Source organism: Aquabacterium sp. (genome assembly GCF_016195855.1).
GTDB lineage: Bacteria > Pseudomonadota > Gammaproteobacteria > Burkholderiales > Burkholderiaceae_C > Aquabacterium.
On the sequence record NZ_JACPYU010000015.1, the window covers coordinates 15,505 to 34,807 of the forward strand.

General features: G+C 63.6%; 16 protein-coding genes. 12 read left to right on the forward strand and 4 right to left on the reverse strand.

Annotated elements, in window-relative coordinates; translation table 11 throughout:
* Positions 1 to 42 precede the first annotated feature (42 nt).
* Positions 43 to 1,737: a long-chain-fatty-acid--CoA ligase gene (locus tag HY019_RS12460; RefSeq protein WP_290692879.1), complete on the reverse strand. Its 1,695-nt coding sequence runs from the start codon at positions 1,735 to 1,737 to the stop codon at positions 43 to 45.
* 288 nt (positions 1,738 to 2,025) lie between these two features.
* Here HY019_RS12460 and HY019_RS12465 point away from each other — a divergent pair, with 288 nt between their 5' ends.
* Together HY019_RS12465 and HY019_RS12470 are read left to right on the forward strand one after the other, a co-directional pair.
* The gene (locus HY019_RS12465; RefSeq protein WP_290692527.1) at positions 2,026 to 2,562 is read left to right on the forward strand and encodes a hypothetical protein; all 537 of its coding nucleotides are present in this window, start codon (positions 2,026 to 2,028) and stop codon (positions 2,560 to 2,562) included.
* Positions 2,559 to 4,172, forward strand: a complete 1,614-nt coding sequence (locus HY019_RS12470) for a GMC family oxidoreductase (RefSeq protein ID WP_290692529.1) — start codon at positions 2,559 to 2,561, stop codon at positions 4,170 to 4,172. The genes HY019_RS12465 and HY019_RS12470 overlap by 4 nt, the downstream gene beginning before the upstream one ends.
* A 147-nt stretch (positions 4,173 to 4,319) precedes the next feature.
* Here the strand turns inward: HY019_RS12470 and ompA are convergent, their stop codons facing one another.
* Entirely contained in the window at positions 4,320 to 4,967 is a 648-nt protein-coding gene (gene ompA / locus HY019_RS12475) for an outer membrane protein OmpA (protein ID WP_290692531.1), read from the reverse strand.
* 339 nt (positions 4,968 to 5,306) lie between these two features.
* Here ompA and gyrA point away from each other — a divergent pair, with 339 nt between their 5' ends.
* The 10 genes from gyrA (at position 5,307) to lapB (ending at position 17,793) form a co-directional block, all read left to right on the forward strand.
* Complete coding sequence (gyrA, locus tag HY019_RS12480; RefSeq protein ID WP_290692533.1) at positions 5,307 to 7,976, forward strand: DNA gyrase subunit A; 2,670 nt, start codon at positions 5,307 to 5,309, stop codon at positions 7,974 to 7,976.
* A gap of 46 nt (positions 7,977 to 8,022) precedes the next feature.
* Positions 8,023 to 8,634 (forward strand): DUF2059 domain-containing protein, encoded by a 612-nt coding sequence (locus HY019_RS12485; RefSeq protein ID WP_290692535.1) that lies wholly within the window; start codon positions 8,023 to 8,025, stop codon positions 8,632 to 8,634.
* A gap of 37 nt (positions 8,635 to 8,671) precedes the next feature.
* On the forward strand, positions 8,672 to 9,778 hold the full coding sequence (serC, locus tag HY019_RS12490; RefSeq protein ID WP_290692537.1) for a 3-phosphoserine/phosphohydroxythreonine transaminase: 1,107 nt from the start codon (positions 8,672 to 8,674) through the stop codon (positions 9,776 to 9,778).
* Positions 9,771 to 10,901, forward strand: a complete 1,131-nt coding sequence (pheA, locus tag HY019_RS12495; RefSeq protein ID WP_290692540.1) for a prephenate dehydratase — start codon at positions 9,771 to 9,773, stop codon at positions 10,899 to 10,901. The genes serC and pheA overlap by 8 nt, the downstream gene beginning before the upstream one ends.
* A gap of 24 nt (positions 10,902 to 10,925) precedes the next feature.
* Positions 10,926 to 11,810: a prephenate dehydrogenase/arogenate dehydrogenase family protein gene (locus HY019_RS12500; protein WP_290692542.1), complete on the forward strand. Its 885-nt coding sequence runs from the start codon at positions 10,926 to 10,928 to the stop codon at positions 11,808 to 11,810.
* 23 nt (positions 11,811 to 11,833) lie between these two features.
* Positions 11,834 to 13,879: a bifunctional 3-phosphoshikimate 1-carboxyvinyltransferase/cytidylate kinase gene (locus HY019_RS12505; RefSeq protein ID WP_290692544.1), complete on the forward strand. Its 2,046-nt coding sequence runs from the start codon at positions 11,834 to 11,836 to the stop codon at positions 13,877 to 13,879.
* A 192-nt stretch (positions 13,880 to 14,071) separates the two neighbouring features.
* The gene (rpsA, locus tag HY019_RS12510) at positions 14,072 to 15,757 is read left to right on the forward strand and encodes a 30S ribosomal protein S1 (protein WP_290692546.1); all 1,686 of its coding nucleotides are present in this window, start codon (positions 14,072 to 14,074) and stop codon (positions 15,755 to 15,757) included.
* A gap of 156 nt (positions 15,758 to 15,913) precedes the next feature.
* Positions 15,914 to 16,228, forward strand: a complete 315-nt coding sequence (locus HY019_RS12515) for an integration host factor subunit beta (RefSeq protein WP_290692548.1) — start codon at positions 15,914 to 15,916, stop codon at positions 16,226 to 16,228.
* Positions 16,229 to 16,236: 8 nt separating this feature from the next.
* Positions 16,237 to 16,605, forward strand: a complete 369-nt coding sequence (locus HY019_RS12520; RefSeq protein WP_290692550.1) for a LapA family protein — start codon at positions 16,237 to 16,239, stop codon at positions 16,603 to 16,605.
* Between the two features lie 30 nt (positions 16,606 to 16,635).
* Positions 16,636 to 17,793, forward strand: a complete 1,158-nt coding sequence (gene lapB / locus HY019_RS12525; RefSeq protein WP_290692552.1) for a lipopolysaccharide assembly protein LapB — start codon at positions 16,636 to 16,638, stop codon at positions 17,791 to 17,793.
* Here the strand turns inward: lapB and HY019_RS12530 are convergent.
* Together HY019_RS12530 and HY019_RS12535 are read right to left on the reverse strand one after the other, a co-directional pair.
* On the reverse strand, positions 17,787 to 18,389 hold the full coding sequence (locus HY019_RS12530; protein WP_290692554.1) for a copper chaperone PCu(A)C: 603 nt from the start codon (positions 18,387 to 18,389) through the stop codon (positions 17,787 to 17,789). The genes lapB and HY019_RS12530 overlap by 7 nt on opposite strands.
* Before the next feature lie 45 nt (positions 18,390 to 18,434).
* Positions 18,435 to 19,259, reverse strand: a complete 825-nt coding sequence (locus HY019_RS12535; RefSeq protein WP_290692556.1) for a transporter substrate-binding domain-containing protein — start codon at positions 19,257 to 19,259, stop codon at positions 18,435 to 18,437.
* Between the last annotated feature and the right edge of the window lie 44 nt (positions 19,260 to 19,303).

Below are 19,303 nucleotides of genomic sequence, written 5' to 3' on the forward strand. Positions count from 1 at the left end.
ACACCAGCGGCGCCATTCGTCAGCTTGAAGCGCTCAACGCAATCAGGCTGCCTTCTTCTCGTCGCGCAACTCGCGGCGCAGGATCTTGCCCACATTGGTCTTGGGCAGATCGTGACGGAACTCGATGTGCTTGGGGCACTTGTAGCCGGTCAGTTGCTCGTGGCAATAGGCCTTCAGGGCAGCCTCGGTCAAGGTTGCATCCTTGCGCACCACGAACAGCTTCACAGCCTCGCCCGACTTGTCATCGGGCACACCCACTGCTGCGCACTCCAGCACGCCGGGGTGCATGTTCACGACCTGCTCGACCTCGTTGGGGTACACGTTGAAGCCCGACACCAGGATCATGTCCTTCTTGCGGTCCACGATCTTGAACAAGCCCGACGGATCCATCACGCCAATGTCGCCCGTGCGGAAGAAGCCATCGGCCGTCATGACCTTGGCCGTCTCATCCGGGCGGTTCCAGTAACCGGCCATCACCTGTGGGCCACGGATGCAGATCTCGCCGACGCCGCCCACATCCAGGTGGTTGCCGTCGTCGTCCAGGATGGCCACTTCGGTCGAGGGAATCGGGTAACCGATGGCCCCGTTGAACTCGGCCAGATCCAGGCGGTTGGCCGTTGCAACGGGTGAGGTCTCGGACAAGCCATAGCCTTCCACGATCGGACAGCCGGTGACCTTCTTCCAGGTTTCAGCCGTGGACTGCTGAACAGCCATGCCGCCGCCATTGGACACCTTCAGGCCAGAGAAGTCGATCTTGGCAAATTCAGGGTGGTTCACCAGCGCATTGAACAGCGTGTTCACGGCGGGGAACTGGTTGACCTTGTACTTCTTGAGCGTCTCGATGAAACCGGGGATGTCACGCGGGTTGGCGATCAGCAGGTTCATGCTGCCCATGCGCGCGCCCATCATGTAGCAGACCGTCAAAGCGAAGATGTGATAGAGCGGCAAGGCGCACACCACGGTCAGGGGCTGGTCACCCAGCTTGGCCAGCTCGGGCTTGAACCAGGCTTCGTTTTGCAGGATGTTGGCCACCACATTGCGATGCAGCAGCGTGGCACCCTTGGACACACCGGTCGTGCCGCCTGTGTATTGCAGGAAGGCCACGTCATCGGGCTTGATGGTCGGGCGGGTGTACTTGGCCGAACGGCCTTGCGACAAGGCATCCTTGAACTTGGTCAGCTTGCACTTGTCGTTGTTGGGCAGCGTGAAAGCCGGCACCATCTTCTTGACGTTGCGCACCACGAAGTTGACGATCAGGCCTTTGGGGAAAGGCAGCATGTCGCCCATCGCCGCCAGCACGATGTGCTTGACCGGTGTGCGCGCCACGACTTCCTGCAGCGTGGTGGCGAAGTTCTCCAACACGATGATGGCTTCGGCGCCCGAGTCCTTGAGCTGATGCTCCAGCTCACGGGGGGTGTACAGCGGGTTGACGTTGACCACCACATAGCCCGCACGCAGCACAGCCGCGATCGCCACCATGTATTGCGGGATGTTGGGCATCATCAAGGCCACGCGCGCGCCCTTGGACAAGCCCTTGGACTGGAGCCAACCCGCCAGCACTCGCGACATCTCGTCGACCTGCTCGAAGGTCCAGTGCACATCCATGAACGCAGCCATGTTGCGCTTGGCGTACTGCTTGAACGAATGATCCAGCAAGTCCATCAGCGAGTCATATTCGCCCGGGTTGATCTCGGTCGGTACACCGGGTTCGTAGCTGGCCAGCCATGGCTTCGAAATCGTCATCGTCATCCTCTTTGATGGATCAGGTTCAGCGGACACCCGGTAATCGGACACCCAGGGAAATCGCGTAAAGCGCTGCATGAATTCTGCAACATTCGTGACCAAGGGTATTCCCTCAAGTCAGAACGCCGCACTTCTTGTTCATTCCTCCGACAGTCCGAAAAAAACAAGCGTCGAGAGGTTAAACGCCTGCGTGCCGGGCTGCACACGCAAGGCACAATCTCCCGGCAATCTGACTCACAACCTTTCCTTATTTGGGAATAGTTACGCACGGAAGCCAAACACATGGTCGACCGATCCATAGATCACCCACTTCAACCCAAGCGACGCTGGTTTCTCAAGACAGCGCTGGCGATCGGGGCCGTAGGCGGCGCGCTTGGCGCACTCGTTTACTGGCACCGCGGCATGAGCAACGGCAAGCTGACTGAACACGGCCGTGATGTCTTTCGAGGCCTGACCATGGGCATCGTGGGCCCGATGCTGCCCAAGGACAAGGCCCAGCGCGAGGCCATCATGGAAGGCCACCTGACACACACCGAGGCCTTCCTCAACGGCATGCCCAATGTGCTGCAGATCGAGGTCAACGCCTTGCTGGGCCTGCTGGGCAACTTCCCCACGCGCAAGATGCTGACCGGCATGGGCGCCTCGTGGAGCGAAGCCACCGAGGACGAACTTGCCCAGGCCATCGAGACCATGCGGCTCAACCCGCTGCCCACCACCCGCCTGACCTACCAGGTCCTGCGCAGCCTGGTCTGCATGTCCTTCTACTCCAACAGTGCCCACTGGCCCCTGACCGGCTACCCCGGCCCCGTCCAAATATGAGCAAACTCCCCGATCCATTCCGCGAAGGCCTGGCGCGTGGCTGGAAGGCCACCAATGGCGAACAAGGCCTGCCCGAGCAGGTTCAATGCGATGTCGTCATCGTGGGCACCGGCGCAGGTGCGGGCATCACCGCCGAGCTGCTGACCAAGGCCGGCCTGGATGTCGTGCTGGTCGAAGAGGGCCCACTGCGCACCAGCACGGACTTCAACCAGAAAGAATCCGAAGCCTACGCCAACCTGTATCAGGACGGCGGCGGCCGCAAGACCATGGACGGCGCCCTGACCCTGCTGCAGGGCCGCTGCGTGGGCGGCACCACCGTCATCAACTGGACCAGCTCCTTCCGCACGCCCGCCTCGACCCTGAAGTACTGGGAAGACAACTTCGGCCTGAAAGACTTCAATGAAGCCTCGATGGCACCCTGGTTTGGTCAGGCCGAAACGCGGCTGAACATGCACAAGTGGGAAGAGGCCCCGCCCAACCCCAACAACGAGCTGCTACGCACAGGCGCCAAGAAGCTGGGCATCTCGGCTGAGGTGATCCCGCGCAACGTCAAAGGCTGCTGGAACCTGGGCTCTTGCGGCATGGGCTGCCCGACCAATGCCAAGCAGTCGATGCTGGTCACCACCATCCCCTCCTCGCTGGAATCCGGCGCGCGCCTGTTCTACCAGACCCGCGCGCAGGAGTTCATCATCAAGGGTGACAAGGTCGAGGGCCTGATCTGCGTGCCCATCCGGGTCAACGGTCAGAAGACCTCCGACAAGGTGCTGCGCATCACCGCCAAGCACTATGTGGTGTCCGGTGGCGCGATCAACTCGCCCGCCCTGCTCAAGCGCTCGAAGGCACCGGACCCGCACGGCCTGCTGGGGACCCGCACCTTCCTGCACCCGGTGGCGTTCTCGGGCGGCGTGTTCGAGCAGCGCATTGAAGGCTGGGCCGGTGCCCCGCAATCGATCTACTCCGACCACTTCGTGCACAACGCCCCGCCAGAAGGCCCCATCGGCTACAAGCTGGAAGCCACCCCCATGCACCCCGGCCTGGCCGCCGTGCTGATGGGCGGCTACGGCAAGGGCCTGGCCGAGCGCTTCCAGAACTACCCCAACACGCAGATGATGCTGGCGCTGCTGCGCGATGGCTTCCACCCGGAATCCAGCGGCGGCACCGTGATCCTGAACGTCGACGGCAGCCCGCTGCTGAACTACGCGATGTCCGACTACGTGCTGGCCGGCTTCAAGCAGGCACTGCTGACCATGGCGGAAGTGCAGTTCGCAGCCGGCGCCAAGAAGGTCATGCCCCTGCACGAGCAGGCGCACTACTACAGCAACTGGGCAGAAGCCAAGGCGGCCATCTCAGCCTACGAGATGAAGCCCTACTACGTGGGTGGCGGCAGCGCGCACATCATGGGCGGCTGCCGCATGGGTGGCACGGAGCAGCAAGGCGTGGTTCGCCCGGATGGCGTGCACTGGCAACTGTCCAACCTGTCGGTGCACGACGGTTCGCTCTTCCCGACCAGCATCGGCGCCAACCCGCAACTGTCCATCTACGGCCTGACCAACCGCCTGGCCACGGCCCTGGCCAAGCGCCTGTCCGGCAAGGACGTCAGCCTGGTCTGACGCGGCTCTCGGCCTCACAAGCACAAAACCCCGCCTTGGCGGGGTTTTGTTTTGCCTGCTCAGGCCGCCCAGGTTGATGGCTCGCTGCGATCAGGCAAAACAAAAGGCCCCGAAGGGCCTTTTGTGTCAGTGGCGTGAGCCGACCAATTACTTGGTGCGGGTGCCGACCACTTCGATTTCAACGCGACGGTTCTTGGCGCGGCCAGCGTCCGTCTTGTTGTCGGCGACGGGCTGAGACTTGCCCTTGCCTTCGGTGTAGATGCGCGAGGCTTCGATGCCCTTGTCGCCCAGGTACTTCTTGACGGCTTCAGCGCGACGCACCGACAGCTTCTGGTTGTAGGCGTCGCTACCCTTGGCGTCGGTGTGACCCACGGCGATCACGACTTCCAGCGTCAGACCCTTGACCTTGTCAGCCAGGTCGTCCAACTTGGCCTTGCCTTCCTTCTTCAGGTCAGCCTTGTCGAAGTCGAAGAAGGCGTCAGCGGCGAAGCTCACCTTTTCGGTAGCGGGGGCAGCAGGCACCACGGCAGGAGCGGGAGCCGGGGCAGGAGCCGGGGCTGCAGCAGGTGCAGGCGCAGGAGCGGGTGCGGGAGCAGGCGCTGGAGCCGGCACGCCGTCGCAACCTTGCACGCCGGTTTCAGGCGTCCAAGGGTTGTCACGCCAGCAGTGTTCGCTGGAGCCGTTCTTCCAGACGGTGCCGTCGGTACCACGCCAGTTGTCAACAGCCTGCGCAAAAGCGGAGCCAGCCAGAGCTGCGGTGACGAACAGGGCGGCAACTTTGTTGAGTTTGTTCATGCAAATCCTCACGATAAAGACGCAGCATTCCACTGCGGACGCCCTGACAGGGCAACCTCCCCTGATGGGGGTGGGGACGTACCCACAAGGTTAACCCTAGGGCACATAACGAAAACGATTGTGCCATAGCCATTTTCCCGCTCAAGCAAGACAGGGCTTGGTCACGGAGAAGCTGGTCGATTGTTGCGCGTGGACGACATTGGCGGCCAATTACAATCCTCTCTTTGTTCGCTCGCGCGCCCGTGAACCGTCAGGACAGGGGGCGCTGGCGCCAGTGGAAGCCCCTGACGGCCTCAAGCCCTCGCGGCCGAGCCGTCTCTTCTCACCGCTTTAGCCCGCATGACGCAATTCGCCAAGGAAACCCTGCCCATCAGCCTCGAAGAGGAGATGCGGCGTTCGTACCTCGATTACGCGATGAGCGTGATCGTCGGCCGGGCCCTGCCTGATGCCCGTGATGGTCTGAAACCCGTGCACCGCCGCGCCTTGTACGCGATGCACGAGCAGAACAACGACTGGAACCGCCCCTTCAAGAAGAGCGCGCGTATCGTCGGTGACGTGATGGGTAAGTACCACCCGCACGGTGACTCTGCGATTTACGACACCATCGTCCGCATGGCCCAGCCCTTCTCGCTGCGCCACATGCTGGTCGACGGCCAGGGCAACTTCGGCTCGGTTGACGGCGACAACGCCGCCGCCATGCGTTACACCGAAATCCGCCTGACGAAGATCGCCCATGAAATGCTGGCCGACATCGACAAGGAAACCGTCGATTTCGGGCCCAACTACGACGGCTCGCTGCAAGAGCCGCTGGTGCTGCCCACGCGCCTGCCCAATCTGCTGATCAACGGCTCGGCTGGTATCGCGGTGGGCATGGCCACCAACATCCCGCCGCACAACCTCAATGAGGTGGTCGACGCCTGCCTGCATGCGCTGAAGAACCCCGGCTGCTCGATCGACGAGCTGATGGAGATCATCCCCGCGCCCGACTTCCCCACCGCCGGCATCATCTACGGCCTGTCGGGTGTGCGCGAAGGCTACCGCACCGGTCGTGGCCGTGTGGTCATGCGCGCCCGCGTGCACTTCGAAGACATCGGCAAGGGCGACCGCCAGGCGATCATCGTTGACGAGATCCCCTACCAGGTCAACAAGAAGACCCTGCTGGAGCGCATCGCCGAGCTGGTCAACGAAAAGAAGATCGAAGGCATCAGCCACCTGCAGGACGAGTCCGACAAGTCCGGCATGCGTGTGGTGATCGAGCTCAAGCGCGGGGAAGTGCCCGAGGTCGTGCTCAACAACCTGTACAAGCAGACGCAGTTGCAGGACACCTTCGGCATGAACATGGTGGCCCTGATCGACGGCCAGCCCAAGCTGTGCAACCTGAAGGACCTGATCACGGTCTTCCTGGAGCACCGTCGTGAAGTGGTGACCCGCCGCACCGTGTTCGAGCTGCGCAAGGCGCGCGAACGCGGCCACGTGCTGGAAGGCCTGGCCGTCGCGCTGGCCAACATCGACGAGTTCATCGAGACCATCAAGACCTCGCCGACGCCCCCGGTGGCCAAGGCCGCCCTGATGAGCAAGGGCTGGGATTCGTCCATGGTGCGCGAAATGCTGGCACGCGTGGGCACCGACACGCCTGGCGGCGCCGCAGCGTACCGCCCAGAAGGCCTGCCCATGAGCTATGGCCTGCAGCCTGACGGCATGTACCGTCTGTCGGATTCGCAAGCCAGCGAAATCCTGCAGATGCGCCTGCAACGCCTGACCGGCCTGGAGCAGGACAAGATCATCGGCGAGTACCGCGATGTCATGACCGAGATCGCCGACCTGCTGGACATCCTGTCCAAGCCCGAGCGCGTGTCCGTCATCATCGGCGACGAGCTGGCCGCCATCCGCCAGGAATTCGGTCAGACCAAGGTCGGCGAGCGCCGCTCCACCATCGAGCACAACGCGCAAGAGCTGGGCACCGAAGACCTGATCACCCCGACCGACATGGTGGTGACGCTCTCGCACACCGGCTACATCAAGAGCCAGCCTTTGAGCGAATACCGCGCCCAAAAGCGCGGCGGGCGAGGCAAGCAAGCCGCTGCAACGAAGGAAGACGACTGGATCGACCAGCTCTTCATCGCCAACACGCACGACTACATCCTGTGCTTCAGCAACCGTGGTCGCGTGTACTGGCTCAAGGTCTGGGAAGTGCCGCAGGGCTCGCGCAACTCGCGCGGCCGCCCCATCGTGAACATGTTCCCGCTGGAAAAGGACGAGAAGGTCAATGTGGTGCTGCCGCTGACCGGCGAGTTCCGTACCTTCCCCGAAGACCACTACATCTTCATGTCGACCCGCCTGGGCACCGTCAAGAAGACCCCGCTGACCGACTTCAGCAACCCCCGCAAGGCCGGCATCATCGCCGTGGGCCTGGACGAGGGTGACGTGCTGGTTGGCGCCGCACTGACCGACGGCAAGCACGATGTGATGCTGTTCAGTGATGGCGGCAAGGCCGTGCGCTTCGACGAAGAAGACGTGCGTCCGATGGGCCGCAGCGCCCGCGGTGTGCGCGGCATGATGCTGGAAGAAGGCCAGTCGGTCATCGCCATGCTGGTGGCCGAAGACGAAACCCAATCGGTGCTGACCGCCACCGAGAACGGCTACGGCAAGCGCACCAGCATCGTCGAGTACACACGCCATGGTCGCGGCACCAAGGGCATGATCGCCATCCAGCAATCCGAGCGCAACGGCAAGGTGGTCGCGGCCACCCTGGTGCGTCCGGAAGACGAAATCATGCTGATCACGGACAAGGGCGTGCTGGTGCGCACCCGCGTCAGCGAGATCCGCGAACTGGGCCGCGCCACACAAGGCGTGACCCTGATCTCCCTGGATGAAGGCGCCAAGCTGATCGGCCTGCAGCGCATCGTGGAAAACGACGCCAACCCGGCGGCCGAGGGCGACGGTGAAGAAACCCCTGGTGACAGCACTGACGCGGGCTCCGCCGATACTGAAGGCGGCACCGAGAACTGATCCCGACGACTCGACCTTCAGGCCGAGCAAACCCAAAGGACTGACGATGACATTGAGCAAAACAGCATGGGCGACGGCAGTGGCCGCGACATTGGCGCTGACCACCCTGTCTGCACATGCCGACAAGAAGGAGTTGGTCCAGAAGGTCCTGACGCTGCAGCAAAGCGTCTTTGACGATGTGTCGCGCTCCATTGCCGAGCAGCCCGCTCGTCAACTGGTCGCCGGCGTGCGCCCGATCATGGTCCAGGCCGTGCCCGAGGACAAACGCGACGCCACGGCCAAGCAGATCGACGTCGAGATCAAGAAGTACATCGAAGCGGCCACCCCCATCTTCCGCGCTTCGGCCACCAAGCTGGCACCCAGCGTGGTGGGTCCCGTCCTGGAGGAAAAGTTCTCCGAGGACGAGCTCAAGCAACTGGCCGCCTTGCTGGAATCGCCCGCTTTCAAGAAGTACCAGGGCGTGATGCCTGAAGCCACCCAGGCCCTGATGGAAAAGGTCGTCAACGACGCCCGTCCGCAAATCACGACCAAGCTGCAACAGCTTGACGCCAATGTGCGCAAGATCCTGGATACGGCCACGGGCGGCAAGCTCAGCGGCGGCGCTTCGGCCCCTGCGCCAGCGCCCGCCCCGGCAGCCAAACCAGCCGCCAAAAAGTAATTTCGGTTTCCGCCCTTGATCCGCCTCTGAGCCGCTCATGACCCGCCCATTCAATTTCTCCCCCGGTCCGGCCGCGCTGCCGGGCGAAGTCCTGCAACAGGCCGCCAGCGAGATGCTGGATTGGCATGGCTCGGGCATGAGCGTCATGGAGATGAGCCACCGCGGCAAGGAGTTCATCTCCATTGCCGAACAGGCTGAAGCCGATCTGCGCGAGATCCTGGCCATCCCGGCCAACTTCAAGGTCCTGTTCATGCAGGGTGGCGCGATCGCCGAGAACGCCATCGTGCCGATGAACCTCTCGCGTGGCGGCCGGGCCGACTACGTCATCACCGGTTCCTGGTCGGTCAAGTCGGCCAAGGAGGCGCGCAAGTACTGCGAAGTGCATGTGTCGGCCACCAACGAGGCAGACCACCACACCACCCTGCCCGCCTATGGCAGCTGGAAGATCAGCGACAACGCAGCCTATGTGCACGTGTGCAGCAACGAGACCATCCACGGTGTCGAGATGCACGAGTTGCCCGACCTGGCGGCATTGGGCAGCAAGGCCCCGCTGGTGATCGACTGCTCCTCGCACATCGTCTCGCGCCCTGTGGACTGGTCGCGCGTGGGCCTGGCTTATGCCGGGGCACAAAAGAACATCGGCCCCTCGGGTTTGACGCTGGTGATCGTGCGTGAAGACCTGATCGGGCATGCGCTGCCCATCACGCCTTCGGCTTTCGATTACCGGGTCGTGGCCGACAACGGCTCCATGTACAACACGCCGCCCACCTACCCCTGGTACCTGGCTGGCCTGGTGTTCCAGTGGATCAAGCGCCAGCGTGAAGGTGACTTGACCGGCCTGGCAGCCATCGAGGCACGCAACATCACCAAGGCCAACCTGCTGTACGACTACATCGATGCCTCGGGCTTCTATGCGAACAAGGTAGCGGCCAACTGCCGCTCGCGCATGAACGTGCCCTTCTTCCTGCCCAAGGATGAACTCAACGACGCCTTCCTGGCGGGTGCCAAGGCGGCTGGCCTGGTTCAGCTCAAGGGCCACAAGAGCGTGGGTGGCATGCGCGCCTCGATCTACAACCCCATGCCGGTTGCCGGTGTGCAGGCCCTGGTCGCCTACATGAAGGACTTTGCAGCAAGCCATGGCTGATCACGCCCCCGATCATTTCAAGCCCGACGGCCGGCCTGTTGACGAGCAACTGGCCGATCTGCGCGTGCGCATCGACGTGGTCGACCAGCAGTTGCTCAAGCTGCTCAATGAGCGCGCCAAGCTGGCACAGGCCGTGGGCGAGGTCAAGAAGATCGACGGCTCGCCCGTGTTTCGCCCGGACCGCGAAGCCCAGGTCATCGACCGCGTCAAGAACCGCAACCCCGGCCCCATCCTGGCTGACAGCATCGCCCCCATCTGGCGCGAGATCATGTCGGCCTGCCGCTCGCTCGAAGCGCGCCAGCGCGTGGCCTTCCTGGGCCCCGTCGGCACCTTCAGCGAACAGGCCACCCTGAACTACTTTGGCTCGTCCATCGAGCCCATGGCCTGCCCCTCGATCGACGAGGTGTTCCGCGCGACCTCGGCCCGCTCGGCCGACTTCGGTGTGGTGCCCATCGAAAACTCGACCGAAGGCGTCGTGGCCCGCTCGCTCGACCTGCTGCTGCAATCGCCCCTGACCATCGTGGGTGAGACCAGCCTGCTGGTCACGCACAACCTGTTGCGCAAGGAGCTGAGCCGCGATGGCATCAAGGTGGTGGCCGCCCACCCGCAGGCCCTGGCCCAATGCCAGGGCTGGTTGAGCCAGAACCTGCCCGGCGTGGAGCGCCGCGCCGTGTCCAGCAATGCCGAGGGCGCCCGCATGGCCGGCGAAGACGACAGCATCGCAGCCCTGGCCAGCGAACGCGCCGCCTCCCAATACGGCCTGCACGTGGTGCAGCGTGCCGTGCAGGACGAGGCCAGCAACCGCACCCGCTTTGTCGTGGTGACCCACGCCGACGCCCACACGCCCGCCGCGCCTACCGGCCATGACTGCACCAGCCTGGCCGTGTCGGTGGACAACCGCCCTGGTGCAGTGCACGATCTGCTCGTCCCCTTGAAGCACCACGGCGTGTCCATGACCCGTTTTGAATCGCGTCCGGCGCGTTCGGGCCAATGGGAATACGTGTTCTTCATCGACCTGGCCGGCCACCCGGCACAGGACAATGTGGCTGCCGCGCTGGATGCGCTGCGCGCCCAATGCTCTCTCTTCAAAGTGCTCGGCAGCTTCCCGCTGGACGTGCACTGATCGCTTCTTCAGGACTTTCGCATCATGTTCAACCAACTCGGCCTGATCGGTTGCGGCCTCATGGGCGGCTCGTTCGCGCTGGCGCTCAAGAAGGCAGGCCTGGTCAAGCGGGTCGTGGGCTATAGCAAATCGCCGTCAACGGTCGAGAAAGCCCGCCGGCTGGGCGTGATCGACGTGGCCGCCGAATCGGCCCTGCTGGCCGTGTCCGGCTCCGACATCGTGCTGATCGCCGTGCCCGTGGCAGCCAGTGAAGGCACCTTCAAGGCCATCCGCCATCTGGTGGACCCCGGCGTGCTGTTCATGGACGTGGGCTCGACCAAGCGCGATGTGGTGGACGCTGCCCGCCGGGTGCTCAAAGAGCGCCTGCCCTCCTTCGTGCCTGCGCACCCGATCGCAGGCCGTGAAGTGGCCGGCATCGAGCACGCGGACGCCGCCCTTTACCAGGGCCGCAAGGTCATCCTGACACCCCTGCAGCAAACCGATCCCGTGCTGATCCAGAAGGCCACCGATGTGTGGGCTGCCGTCGGCTGCCAGGTGCTCAAAATGACGCCGGAGAACCACGACGCCGCCTTTGCCGCCGTGAGCCACCTGCCCCACCTGCTGGCCTTCGCCTACATGAACGCCATGGGGGAGCAGCCCCTGGGCCAGGAATACCTGTCGCTGGCCGGTCCAGGCTTCCGCGATTTCACCCGCATTGCCGCGGGCGACCCCACGATCTGGCGCGACATCCTGCTGTCCAACCGCGAAGAAGTGCTCAAGCAATCGGAGGCCTTCCGCCATTCGCTGGAGCAAATGGAGCGGCAGATGCGCGACTGGAACGGCCCCGCACTCGAAGAACAGATTCAAACCGCGTCCGATGCCCGCAGCCAGTGGCAACTGGGCACCAAGCCCCCTGTCACGCGCCAATAAGCCTGTCTCGCGAACTGCCCTGCATGTACACCACCGCTTTCCTTGATCTCCCCCCGCTGCTGTCCGCAGGCGGCACCGTGCGCCTGCCCGGCTCCAAGAGCATCTCCAACCGCGTGCTGTTGCTGGCGGGCTTGAGCGAGGGCACCACGGTCGTGCACGACCTGCTGGCATCCGACGACACCCGCGTGATGCTCGAATCCCTGCGCGCGCTGGGTTGCGATCTGGATCAGGATGGCGACACGGTGCGCATCACCGGGCTGGCCGGCAAGCTGTCCGTGAAGCAGGCCGACCTGTTCTTGGGCAATGCCGGCACCGCCATGCGCCCGCTGACTGCGGCGCTGGCCCTGTTGTCGGCCACGCAAGGCGGCGTGTTCACGCTGTCGGGCGTGCCGCGCATGCACGAGCGCCCGATTGGCGACCTGGTCGATGCGCTGCGCCCCCTGGGCTGCCACATTGAATGCACGGGCAATGAAGGCTACCCACCGCTGCGTCTGGCGGGCGGCCAGCTCAAGCTGTCGGCCCCGATCAAGGTGCGCGGTGACGTCTCCAGCCAGTTCCTCACGGCCTTGCTGCTGGCCCTGCCCCTGGTCTCGCAAGATCAAGCGCTGACGATCGAGGTCGTCGGCGAGCTGATCTCCAAGCCCTATATCGAGATCACCCTGAACCTGCTGGCGCGCTTTGGCATCCAGGTTGAACGCCAGGGCTGGGAACGTTTTGTCATCCCGCAAGGCAGCCGCTATCAGTCGCCTGGTGAGATCCACGTCGAGGCCGATGCCTCTTCGGCGTCCTACTTCATCGCGGCAGGCGCCATCGCAGGGCGTGCCATGGCCGTTCGCGTCGAAGGCGTGGGCGAAGACTCCATCCAGGGTGACATCCGCTTCATCGAAGCCGCCCAGGCCATGGGCGCCCAGGTCACCAGCGGCCCGAACTGGCTGGAAGTGCGCCGAGGCGATTGGCCACTGCAGGCCGTGGACATGGACTGCAACCACATCCCCGACGCGGCCATGACCCTGGCCGTGATGGCACTGTACGCCCAGGGCACGACCCGCCTGCGCAACATCGCCAGCTGGCGCGTCAAGGAAACTGACCGCATCGCCGCCATGGCGTGTGAGCTGCGCAAACTGGGTGCCACGGTGGTCGAGGGCCAGGACTTCATCGAGGTCACGCCGCCAGCACCGGGCCAGTGGCAGCACGCCAGCATCCACACCTACGACGACCACCGCATGGCCATGTGCTTTTCGCTGGCCGCCTTCAACCCGCTGGCCCCCACGGCTACGGACGGTAAACCCGTCTCGGTGCGCATTGATGATCCGCGCTGTGTCGGCAAGACTTTCCCGGACTACTTCGAGTCTCTGTTCCAGGTGGCGCAAACCAACCCGGACCTGATCCCCGTGATCACCGTTGATGGCCCCACCGCCTCCGGCAAGGGCACGCTGGCCAGCGCCCTGGCCACCCGCCTGGGCTACCAGTTCCTGGATTCTGGCTCGCTCTACCGCGTCACCGGCCTGCTGGCTCTGGAGCGCGGCATCAGCCTGGACGACGCCGAAGGCCTGGAGGCCCTGGCCCGCCAGTTGGGTTATGCCATCTCCCTGCGTTTTGATCGGGAACACATCTGGGTGGACCAGCGCGATGTCGGCGAAGCCGTGCGCCGCGAGGAAATCGGGCAGGCCGCCTCCCGCGTGTCGGTTTTCCCAGGCGTGCGCCAGGCCCTGGTCGAGTTGCAGAAGGCTTTCCGTGGCCTGCCCGGCCTCGTGGCAGACGGCCGCGACATGGGCACGGTGATCTTTCCCGACGCCGCGCTGAAGGTGTTTTTGACGGCATCCGTCAAAGAACGCGCGGAACGCCGTTATAACCAATTGATTTCAAAAGGGATTTCTGCTAACCTCGATGAAATCTGTGCAGACCTAGAAGCGCGCGACCTGCGGGACCGTACCCGCGCCGTATCGCCCCTGGTGCCTGCCCCGGATGCCCAGAAGATCGACAACTCCGCCTGGACCATCGAGCAATCGGTGGAAACGGTGCTGGGATTGTGGGTCGAGGGCTGGCCTCACGTGATCGTTCGTCACTGACTGAAGTCATTGACACGCCACGGGGGTCTTTACCAAAAGGCTGTGACTTCCGGCGCATGCTGCCAGGCAGGCGCTTGAGTGATCGGGGCTGCTGCAAAGCGGCCCGGACGTCATGTTCTTCAACCCAACCCGTTCTGGTCGTTCCTGTCGACCCGAGCGTTACCGCTGGCACCCGCCGGCACAGGAAATTCCATGTCTGAATCTTTTGCCGCCCTTTTTGAAGAGTCGCTGCAACGTGCCAATATGCGCACGGGCGAAGTCATCACCGCTGAGGTGGTGGCCGTCGAACACAACTTCGTGGTGGTTAACGCCGGCCTGAAGTCCGAGGCTTATGTGCCTATCGACGAGTTCCGCAACGACCAGGGCGAGATCGAAGTCCAAGTGGGCGACTTCGTGTCGGTGGCAGTTGACGCCATCGAAAACGGCTACGGCGACACCATCCTGTCGCGCGACAAGGCCAAGCGTCTGGCCTCGTGGCTGTCTCTGGAAACCGCACTGGAGTCTGGCGACTTCGTGACCGGTACCGTCAATGGCAAGGTCAAGGGCGGCCTGACCGTGCTGGTCAACGGCATCCGTGCCTTCCTGCCTGGTTCTTTGCTCGATACGCGCCCTGTCAAGGACATGTCGCCGTTCGAAGGCAAGACCATGGAGTTCAAGGTCATCAAGCTGGACCGCAAGCGCAACAACGTCGTGCTGTCGCGCCGTGCTGTGGTCGAAGCTTCGATGGGCGAAGAGCGCGCCAAGCTGATGGAAACGCTGCGCGAAGGCGCGATCGTTCAAGGCGTGGTCAAGAACATCACCGAATACGGTGCCTTCGTGGACCTGGGCGGTATCGACGGCCTGCTGCACATCACCGACATGGCATGGCGCCGTGTCCGTCACCCCTCCGAAGTGGTGACGGTTGGTCAGGAACTGACCGCCAAGGTCCTGAAGTTCGACGCCGAGAAGAACCGCGTCTCGCTGGGCCTGAAGCAAATGGGCGACGATCCCTGGGTTGGCGTTGCACGCCGTTACCCTGCCGGCACCCGTCTGTTCGGCAAGGTCACCAACATCGCTGACTACGGCGCTTTCGTCGAGATCGAACCCGGCATCGAAGGCCTGGTGCACGTCTCCGAAATGGACTGGACCAACAAGAACATCGCTCCCAACAAGATCGTCAACCTGGGCGACGAAGTGGAAGTCATGGTCCTGGAAATCGACGAAGACAAGCGTCGCATCTCCCTGGGCATGAAGCAGTGCAAGCCGAACCCATGGGACGACTTCGCTCAGAACTTCAACCGTGGTGACAAGGTCAAGGGCCCCGTCAAGTCGATCACCGACTTCGGCGTGTTCGTTGGTCTGGCCGCTGGTATCGACGGCCTGGTGCACCTGTCCGACCTGTCCTGGAACGAGCCTGGCGAAGCCGCCGTGCGCAACTACAAGAAGGGCCAGGAAGTTGAAGCCATCGTTCTGGCCATCGACGTCGAGCGTGAGCGCATCTCCCTGGGCATCAAGCAGCTGGACAGCGACCCCTTCACCAACTTCACGACCCTGAACGACCGTGGCGCCACCGTCACCGGCACCGTCAAGACCGTGGATGCCAAGGGTGCCGAAATCACCCTGGGTGAAGACATCATCGGCTACCTGCGCGCTTCGGAAATCAGCCGTGACCGCGTTGAAGACGCTCGCAACGTGCTGAAGGAAGGCGACGAAGTCACCGCCCTGATCATCAACGTGGACCGCAAGACCCGTTCGATTCAACTGTCGATCAAGGCCAAGGACAACGTCGAGCAGCAAGAAGCCATGCAGTCCCTGCGCAGCGAAACCACCAAGGAAGGCGCCGGCACCACCAGCCTGGGCGCCCTGCTGAAGGCCAAGCTGGACCAGAACAACGGTTAATCCGTTTGTTCAGCAACACCCGTGCAAACGGCCCTCAAGGCCTGATGCATCGGGGGTTGTGATGAGCGTGGCAAAGCCCTGGATCCTGGTCCTGCCAGGTTGAAGGGGCTTTTTGCTGATGCTCATCACAGCCTCACGAATTCCCGCCGTCCCCCTATGACCCGTTCCGATCTCGTGGCCAGACTGGCCGAGCGCTTTGGGCAACTCACCCAACGCGACGCCGAATTCGCCGTCAAGACCATCCTGGACGCGATGTCCGAAGCGCTGGCCAAAGGCCATCGCATCGAGATCCGTGGTTTCGGCAGTTTTTCGATCAACCGCCGCCCGCCCCGCATGGGCCGTAACCCGCGCTCGGGCGAGCAGGTGTTGATCCCCGAAAAACTGGTGCCGCACTTCAAACCTGGCAAGGCCCTGCGCGAAGGCGTGGATAAGGTGGATACTCTCGTCCAACAAGACACACTCAAGAGCTGAACACCCTCATGCGAGCATTGAACTGGTTGTGGCGCGGCCTGTTGTTCTTCATCCTGTTCGCGTTCGCGCTGAACAACCAGCATGTGGTGGAGTTGAAATGGCTGCTGGGCTACAGCTGGCAGGCACCCATGGTGTTCGTCGTGCTGGGCGTGTTTGCACTGGGTTGCGTGACCGGCGTGCTGGCCATGTTGCCCAGCTGGTGGCGCCACCGCCGCGAGGCCCGCAACCGCCAGTTGCTCTTGCCCGAGCCAGTCAGCAAGCAGGCCGCCCCCACGCCGTTCGACAGTGGCCCGACGACCCGCTCCGGCCCACCCACCCTGCCCGCAGAACTGCCCTTCCCGCCCGACATGCCCGCGCCGCGCAAGCCGGCGAAGTGATGGACCTTGTGATCGGCAAAGCGACCCCCGATGGAATTTGACCTCTACTGGCTGCTGCTGGCCTTCCCCATTGTTTTCCTGCTGGGCTGGAGCGCCTCGCGCCTGGACCTGAGGCAACTCAAGCGGGAAGACCGCGCCTCGCCACAAGCCTACTTCAAGGGCCTGAACCTGCTGCTCAACGAACAGCAGGACAAGGCGATCGACGCCTTCATCGAAGCCGTCCAGCATGATCCGGACACCTCCGACCTGCACTTCGCACTGGGCAACCTGTTCCGCCGCCGCGGCGAGTACGAGCGCGCCATCCGCGTGCACCAGCACCTGCTGGCGCGCGCCGACCTCAAGCGCGACGAGCGCGAACGTGCGCAGCATGCGCTGGCCCATGACTTCATGAAAGCGGGCCTGTTCGACCGTGCCGAAGAAGCCTTCAAGGCGCTGGAGGGCACCGCCTTCTCCACGGACGCCCGACTGGCCCTGCTCTCGCTCAACGAGCGTTCGCGCAACTGGCACCCGGCCATTGAAGTGGCCCGCCAGCTGGAGGCCGCCGGCACCGGCTCCTTCTCGCAGCGCATGGCCCATCACTGGTGTGAAATCGCCCAGGAGGCCGATGCGCGTGGCCGCGTTGAAGAGGCCGACCAGGCTTTGATGCGTGCACGAGAAGCCGCACCACAGTCCGCTCGCCCATTGGTCATCCAGGGCCAACGCATGGTTCGGCAAGGACAACACGACAAGGCCTTGCGCGCATGGGACGAGCTGATGGCCAAGCAGCCACAGGCCTTCTCGCTGATCGCCATGGACTACGCCAAATCGGCGCTGGCCTGCGGTGAAGACAAGGCCGCCCTGGACAAGCTGCAAAGCCTGTATGCCCAGGTGCCTTCGGTGGATGTGCTGCTCGCGCTCAACAGCCTGCAGCCCGACCCGGTTGCGCGTCGCAAGGCCCTGATGGCCCACATGAGTGCACAGCCTTCGCTGTCAGCGGCACAAGGCCTCATCCGCGAGCGCCTGAGCACGCATGTGGCGCTGGACGAGCCCGAGATCGAGCGCATGCAGGTGGCCATGGCCACGGCCGCCAAGCCGCTGCAACGCTACCGCTGCGCCGCCTGCGGCTTCGAGAGCCAGCACTACTTCTGGCAATGCCCGGGCTGCCAGGGCTGGGACACCTACCCGCCCCGGCGCCTGGAAGATCAGTGAGCCTCGTGCATCGGGCTCTGGTGCATGTGGTTGTGCTTCATGCCGGGCTGCGCAGCTGAGGCCCCACTGGCTGCGGGTGCCATCGTCATCGAACCCGACTTGACTGGCACCTTGACTTCCTGCGTCAGGGGCTTGCCATCGGCGGCGCGCAGCTTGAGCGTGAGCGCCACTTCATCACCTTCCTTGAGTTGCCGCTTGAGGCCCATCAGCATGAGGTGATGGCCGTCCATGCCGGGGCGCAACTCGACGGCCTGGCCTGCAGGCAAAGGCAGTGATGGCACGGCGTGCATGCGCATCACATTGCCGTCCATGGCCATTTCATGCAGTTCGCTTTCGGCGGCCACGCTGGTGCTGAAGCCCACCAGCGTCAGCGGCTGGGTCGCGGTCAGGCTCATGAACCCCCCCGTGCCGCTTTGCCCTTTGACGGTGGCGCGGATCCAGGCCCCCTCCACCTTCACCAAGGCTTCAGCTGGCTTGACGGCAGCAGCAGGCTTGCCGGCCGCCAGCGCGTGCTGCGGAGCGGCCATCACAGCCAGAGCCGCGAGCGCAAGGGCGCGCATGAACGAAGGGAAACGAGAAGGCGAGCGGCGATGCATCTGAAGTGCTCCTGGTTGCCAAGTGACAAGGGGTGACGCCAGAGTCTAGCGGTAACGCGTGGGCATCCCTCGCACATAGGCATCCCACAATTCACGATAGTCCTGCGTCTGCTTGAACGCTTTCATCGCCCGGTCGAAGTCGCCCGACTGCCCGGCCAGACGCCCCGCCTTGGGAAAGGCCACATACGCCAGCGTTCTGTTCAAGGGAGGGGCCAGCAAGACGACATCATCCAGATGCCCCAACTCGCGCAACTCGTGCACGGCGGTCATCTCATTTTCGATGGCAGCATCAAAACGCCCGGCCAGCAACTTCATCAGGTTCAAGCGTGCATCGCTGGCCTCATCCACATGAGCCCATGGCGCGCGCCGCAGCACCTCGAAGCGTTCATCCACCGCCTTGTCGCGGTACAGGCCCACACTGTGTTGCCGCATGAAGGCTTCCAGGTTGCCGTCATATTGAATGCCACGCCCCTTCAGCACCACCAGCACATTGGCACGCATTTGCACCGGCTCTTGCGGAAAGACAAGAAAGGTCTCGTAGTCTGCACGCTTGAGCACGGTGTAGACCAGATCGCAGTCGCCACGCTTGGCCTGATCCACCACCCGCACCCACGGCATGTATCGGATGTCGAGTGCCCACCCCAGCCTCAAGGCCACGGCTTGCAAAATCTCTGTGGCATGCCCCGAGGGCTTGCCGCGTGCATCCGGCATGGTGTGTGGCGCCAGGGGCAAACTGCACGCGACAAAATGCGCTGGCGCCGGATTGGGGGCGGTCTTCGAGGGCAAGGCCTGCGCAGACGACATCGGCGTGAAACCGATCAGCGCCAGGAGGCAAGCAGCAAGTCGGCCATCACGCGACAGACCTGCCATGTTCACCCGTGATTCACCCACATTGCCACCCCACGCATCTCGCG

Coding starts and splice junctions, on each gene's coding strand:
- HY019_RS12465 (WP_290692527.1), top strand. CDS start 2,026: ATGGTCGACCGATCCATAGATCACCCACTTCAACCCAAGCGACGCTGG.
- HY019_RS12470 (WP_290692529.1), top strand. CDS start 2,559: ATGAGCAAACTCCCCGATCCATTCCGCGAAGGCCTGGCGCGTGGCTGG.
- ompA (WP_290692531.1), bottom strand. CDS start 4,967: ATGAACAAACTCAACAAAGTTGCCGCCCTGTTCGTCACCGCAGCTCTG.
- gyrA (WP_290692533.1), top strand. CDS start 5,307: ATGACGCAATTCGCCAAGGAAACCCTGCCCATCAGCCTCGAAGAGGAG.
- HY019_RS12485 (WP_290692535.1), top strand. CDS start 8,023: ATGACATTGAGCAAAACAGCATGGGCGACGGCAGTGGCCGCGACATTG.
- serC (WP_290692537.1), top strand. CDS start 8,672: ATGACCCGCCCATTCAATTTCTCCCCCGGTCCGGCCGCGCTGCCGGGC.
- pheA (WP_290692540.1), top strand. CDS start 9,771: ATGGCTGATCACGCCCCCGATCATTTCAAGCCCGACGGCCGGCCTGTT.
- HY019_RS12500 (WP_290692542.1), top strand. CDS start 10,926: ATGTTCAACCAACTCGGCCTGATCGGTTGCGGCCTCATGGGCGGCTCG.
- HY019_RS12505 (WP_290692544.1), top strand. CDS start 11,834: ATGTACACCACCGCTTTCCTTGATCTCCCCCCGCTGCTGTCCGCAGGC.
- rpsA (WP_290692546.1), top strand. CDS start 14,072: ATGTCTGAATCTTTTGCCGCCCTTTTTGAAGAGTCGCTGCAACGTGCC.
- HY019_RS12515 (WP_290692548.1), top strand. CDS start 15,914: ATGACCCGTTCCGATCTCGTGGCCAGACTGGCCGAGCGCTTTGGGCAA.
- HY019_RS12520 (WP_290692550.1), top strand. CDS start 16,237: ATGCGAGCATTGAACTGGTTGTGGCGCGGCCTGTTGTTCTTCATCCTG.
- lapB (WP_290692552.1), top strand. CDS start 16,636: ATGGAATTTGACCTCTACTGGCTGCTGCTGGCCTTCCCCATTGTTTTC.
- HY019_RS12530 (WP_290692554.1), bottom strand. CDS start 18,389: ATGCATCGCCGCTCGCCTTCTCGTTTCCCTTCGTTCATGCGCGCCCTT.
- HY019_RS12535 (WP_290692556.1), bottom strand. CDS start 19,259: ATGGCAGGTCTGTCGCGTGATGGCCGACTTGCTGCTTGCCTCCTGGCG.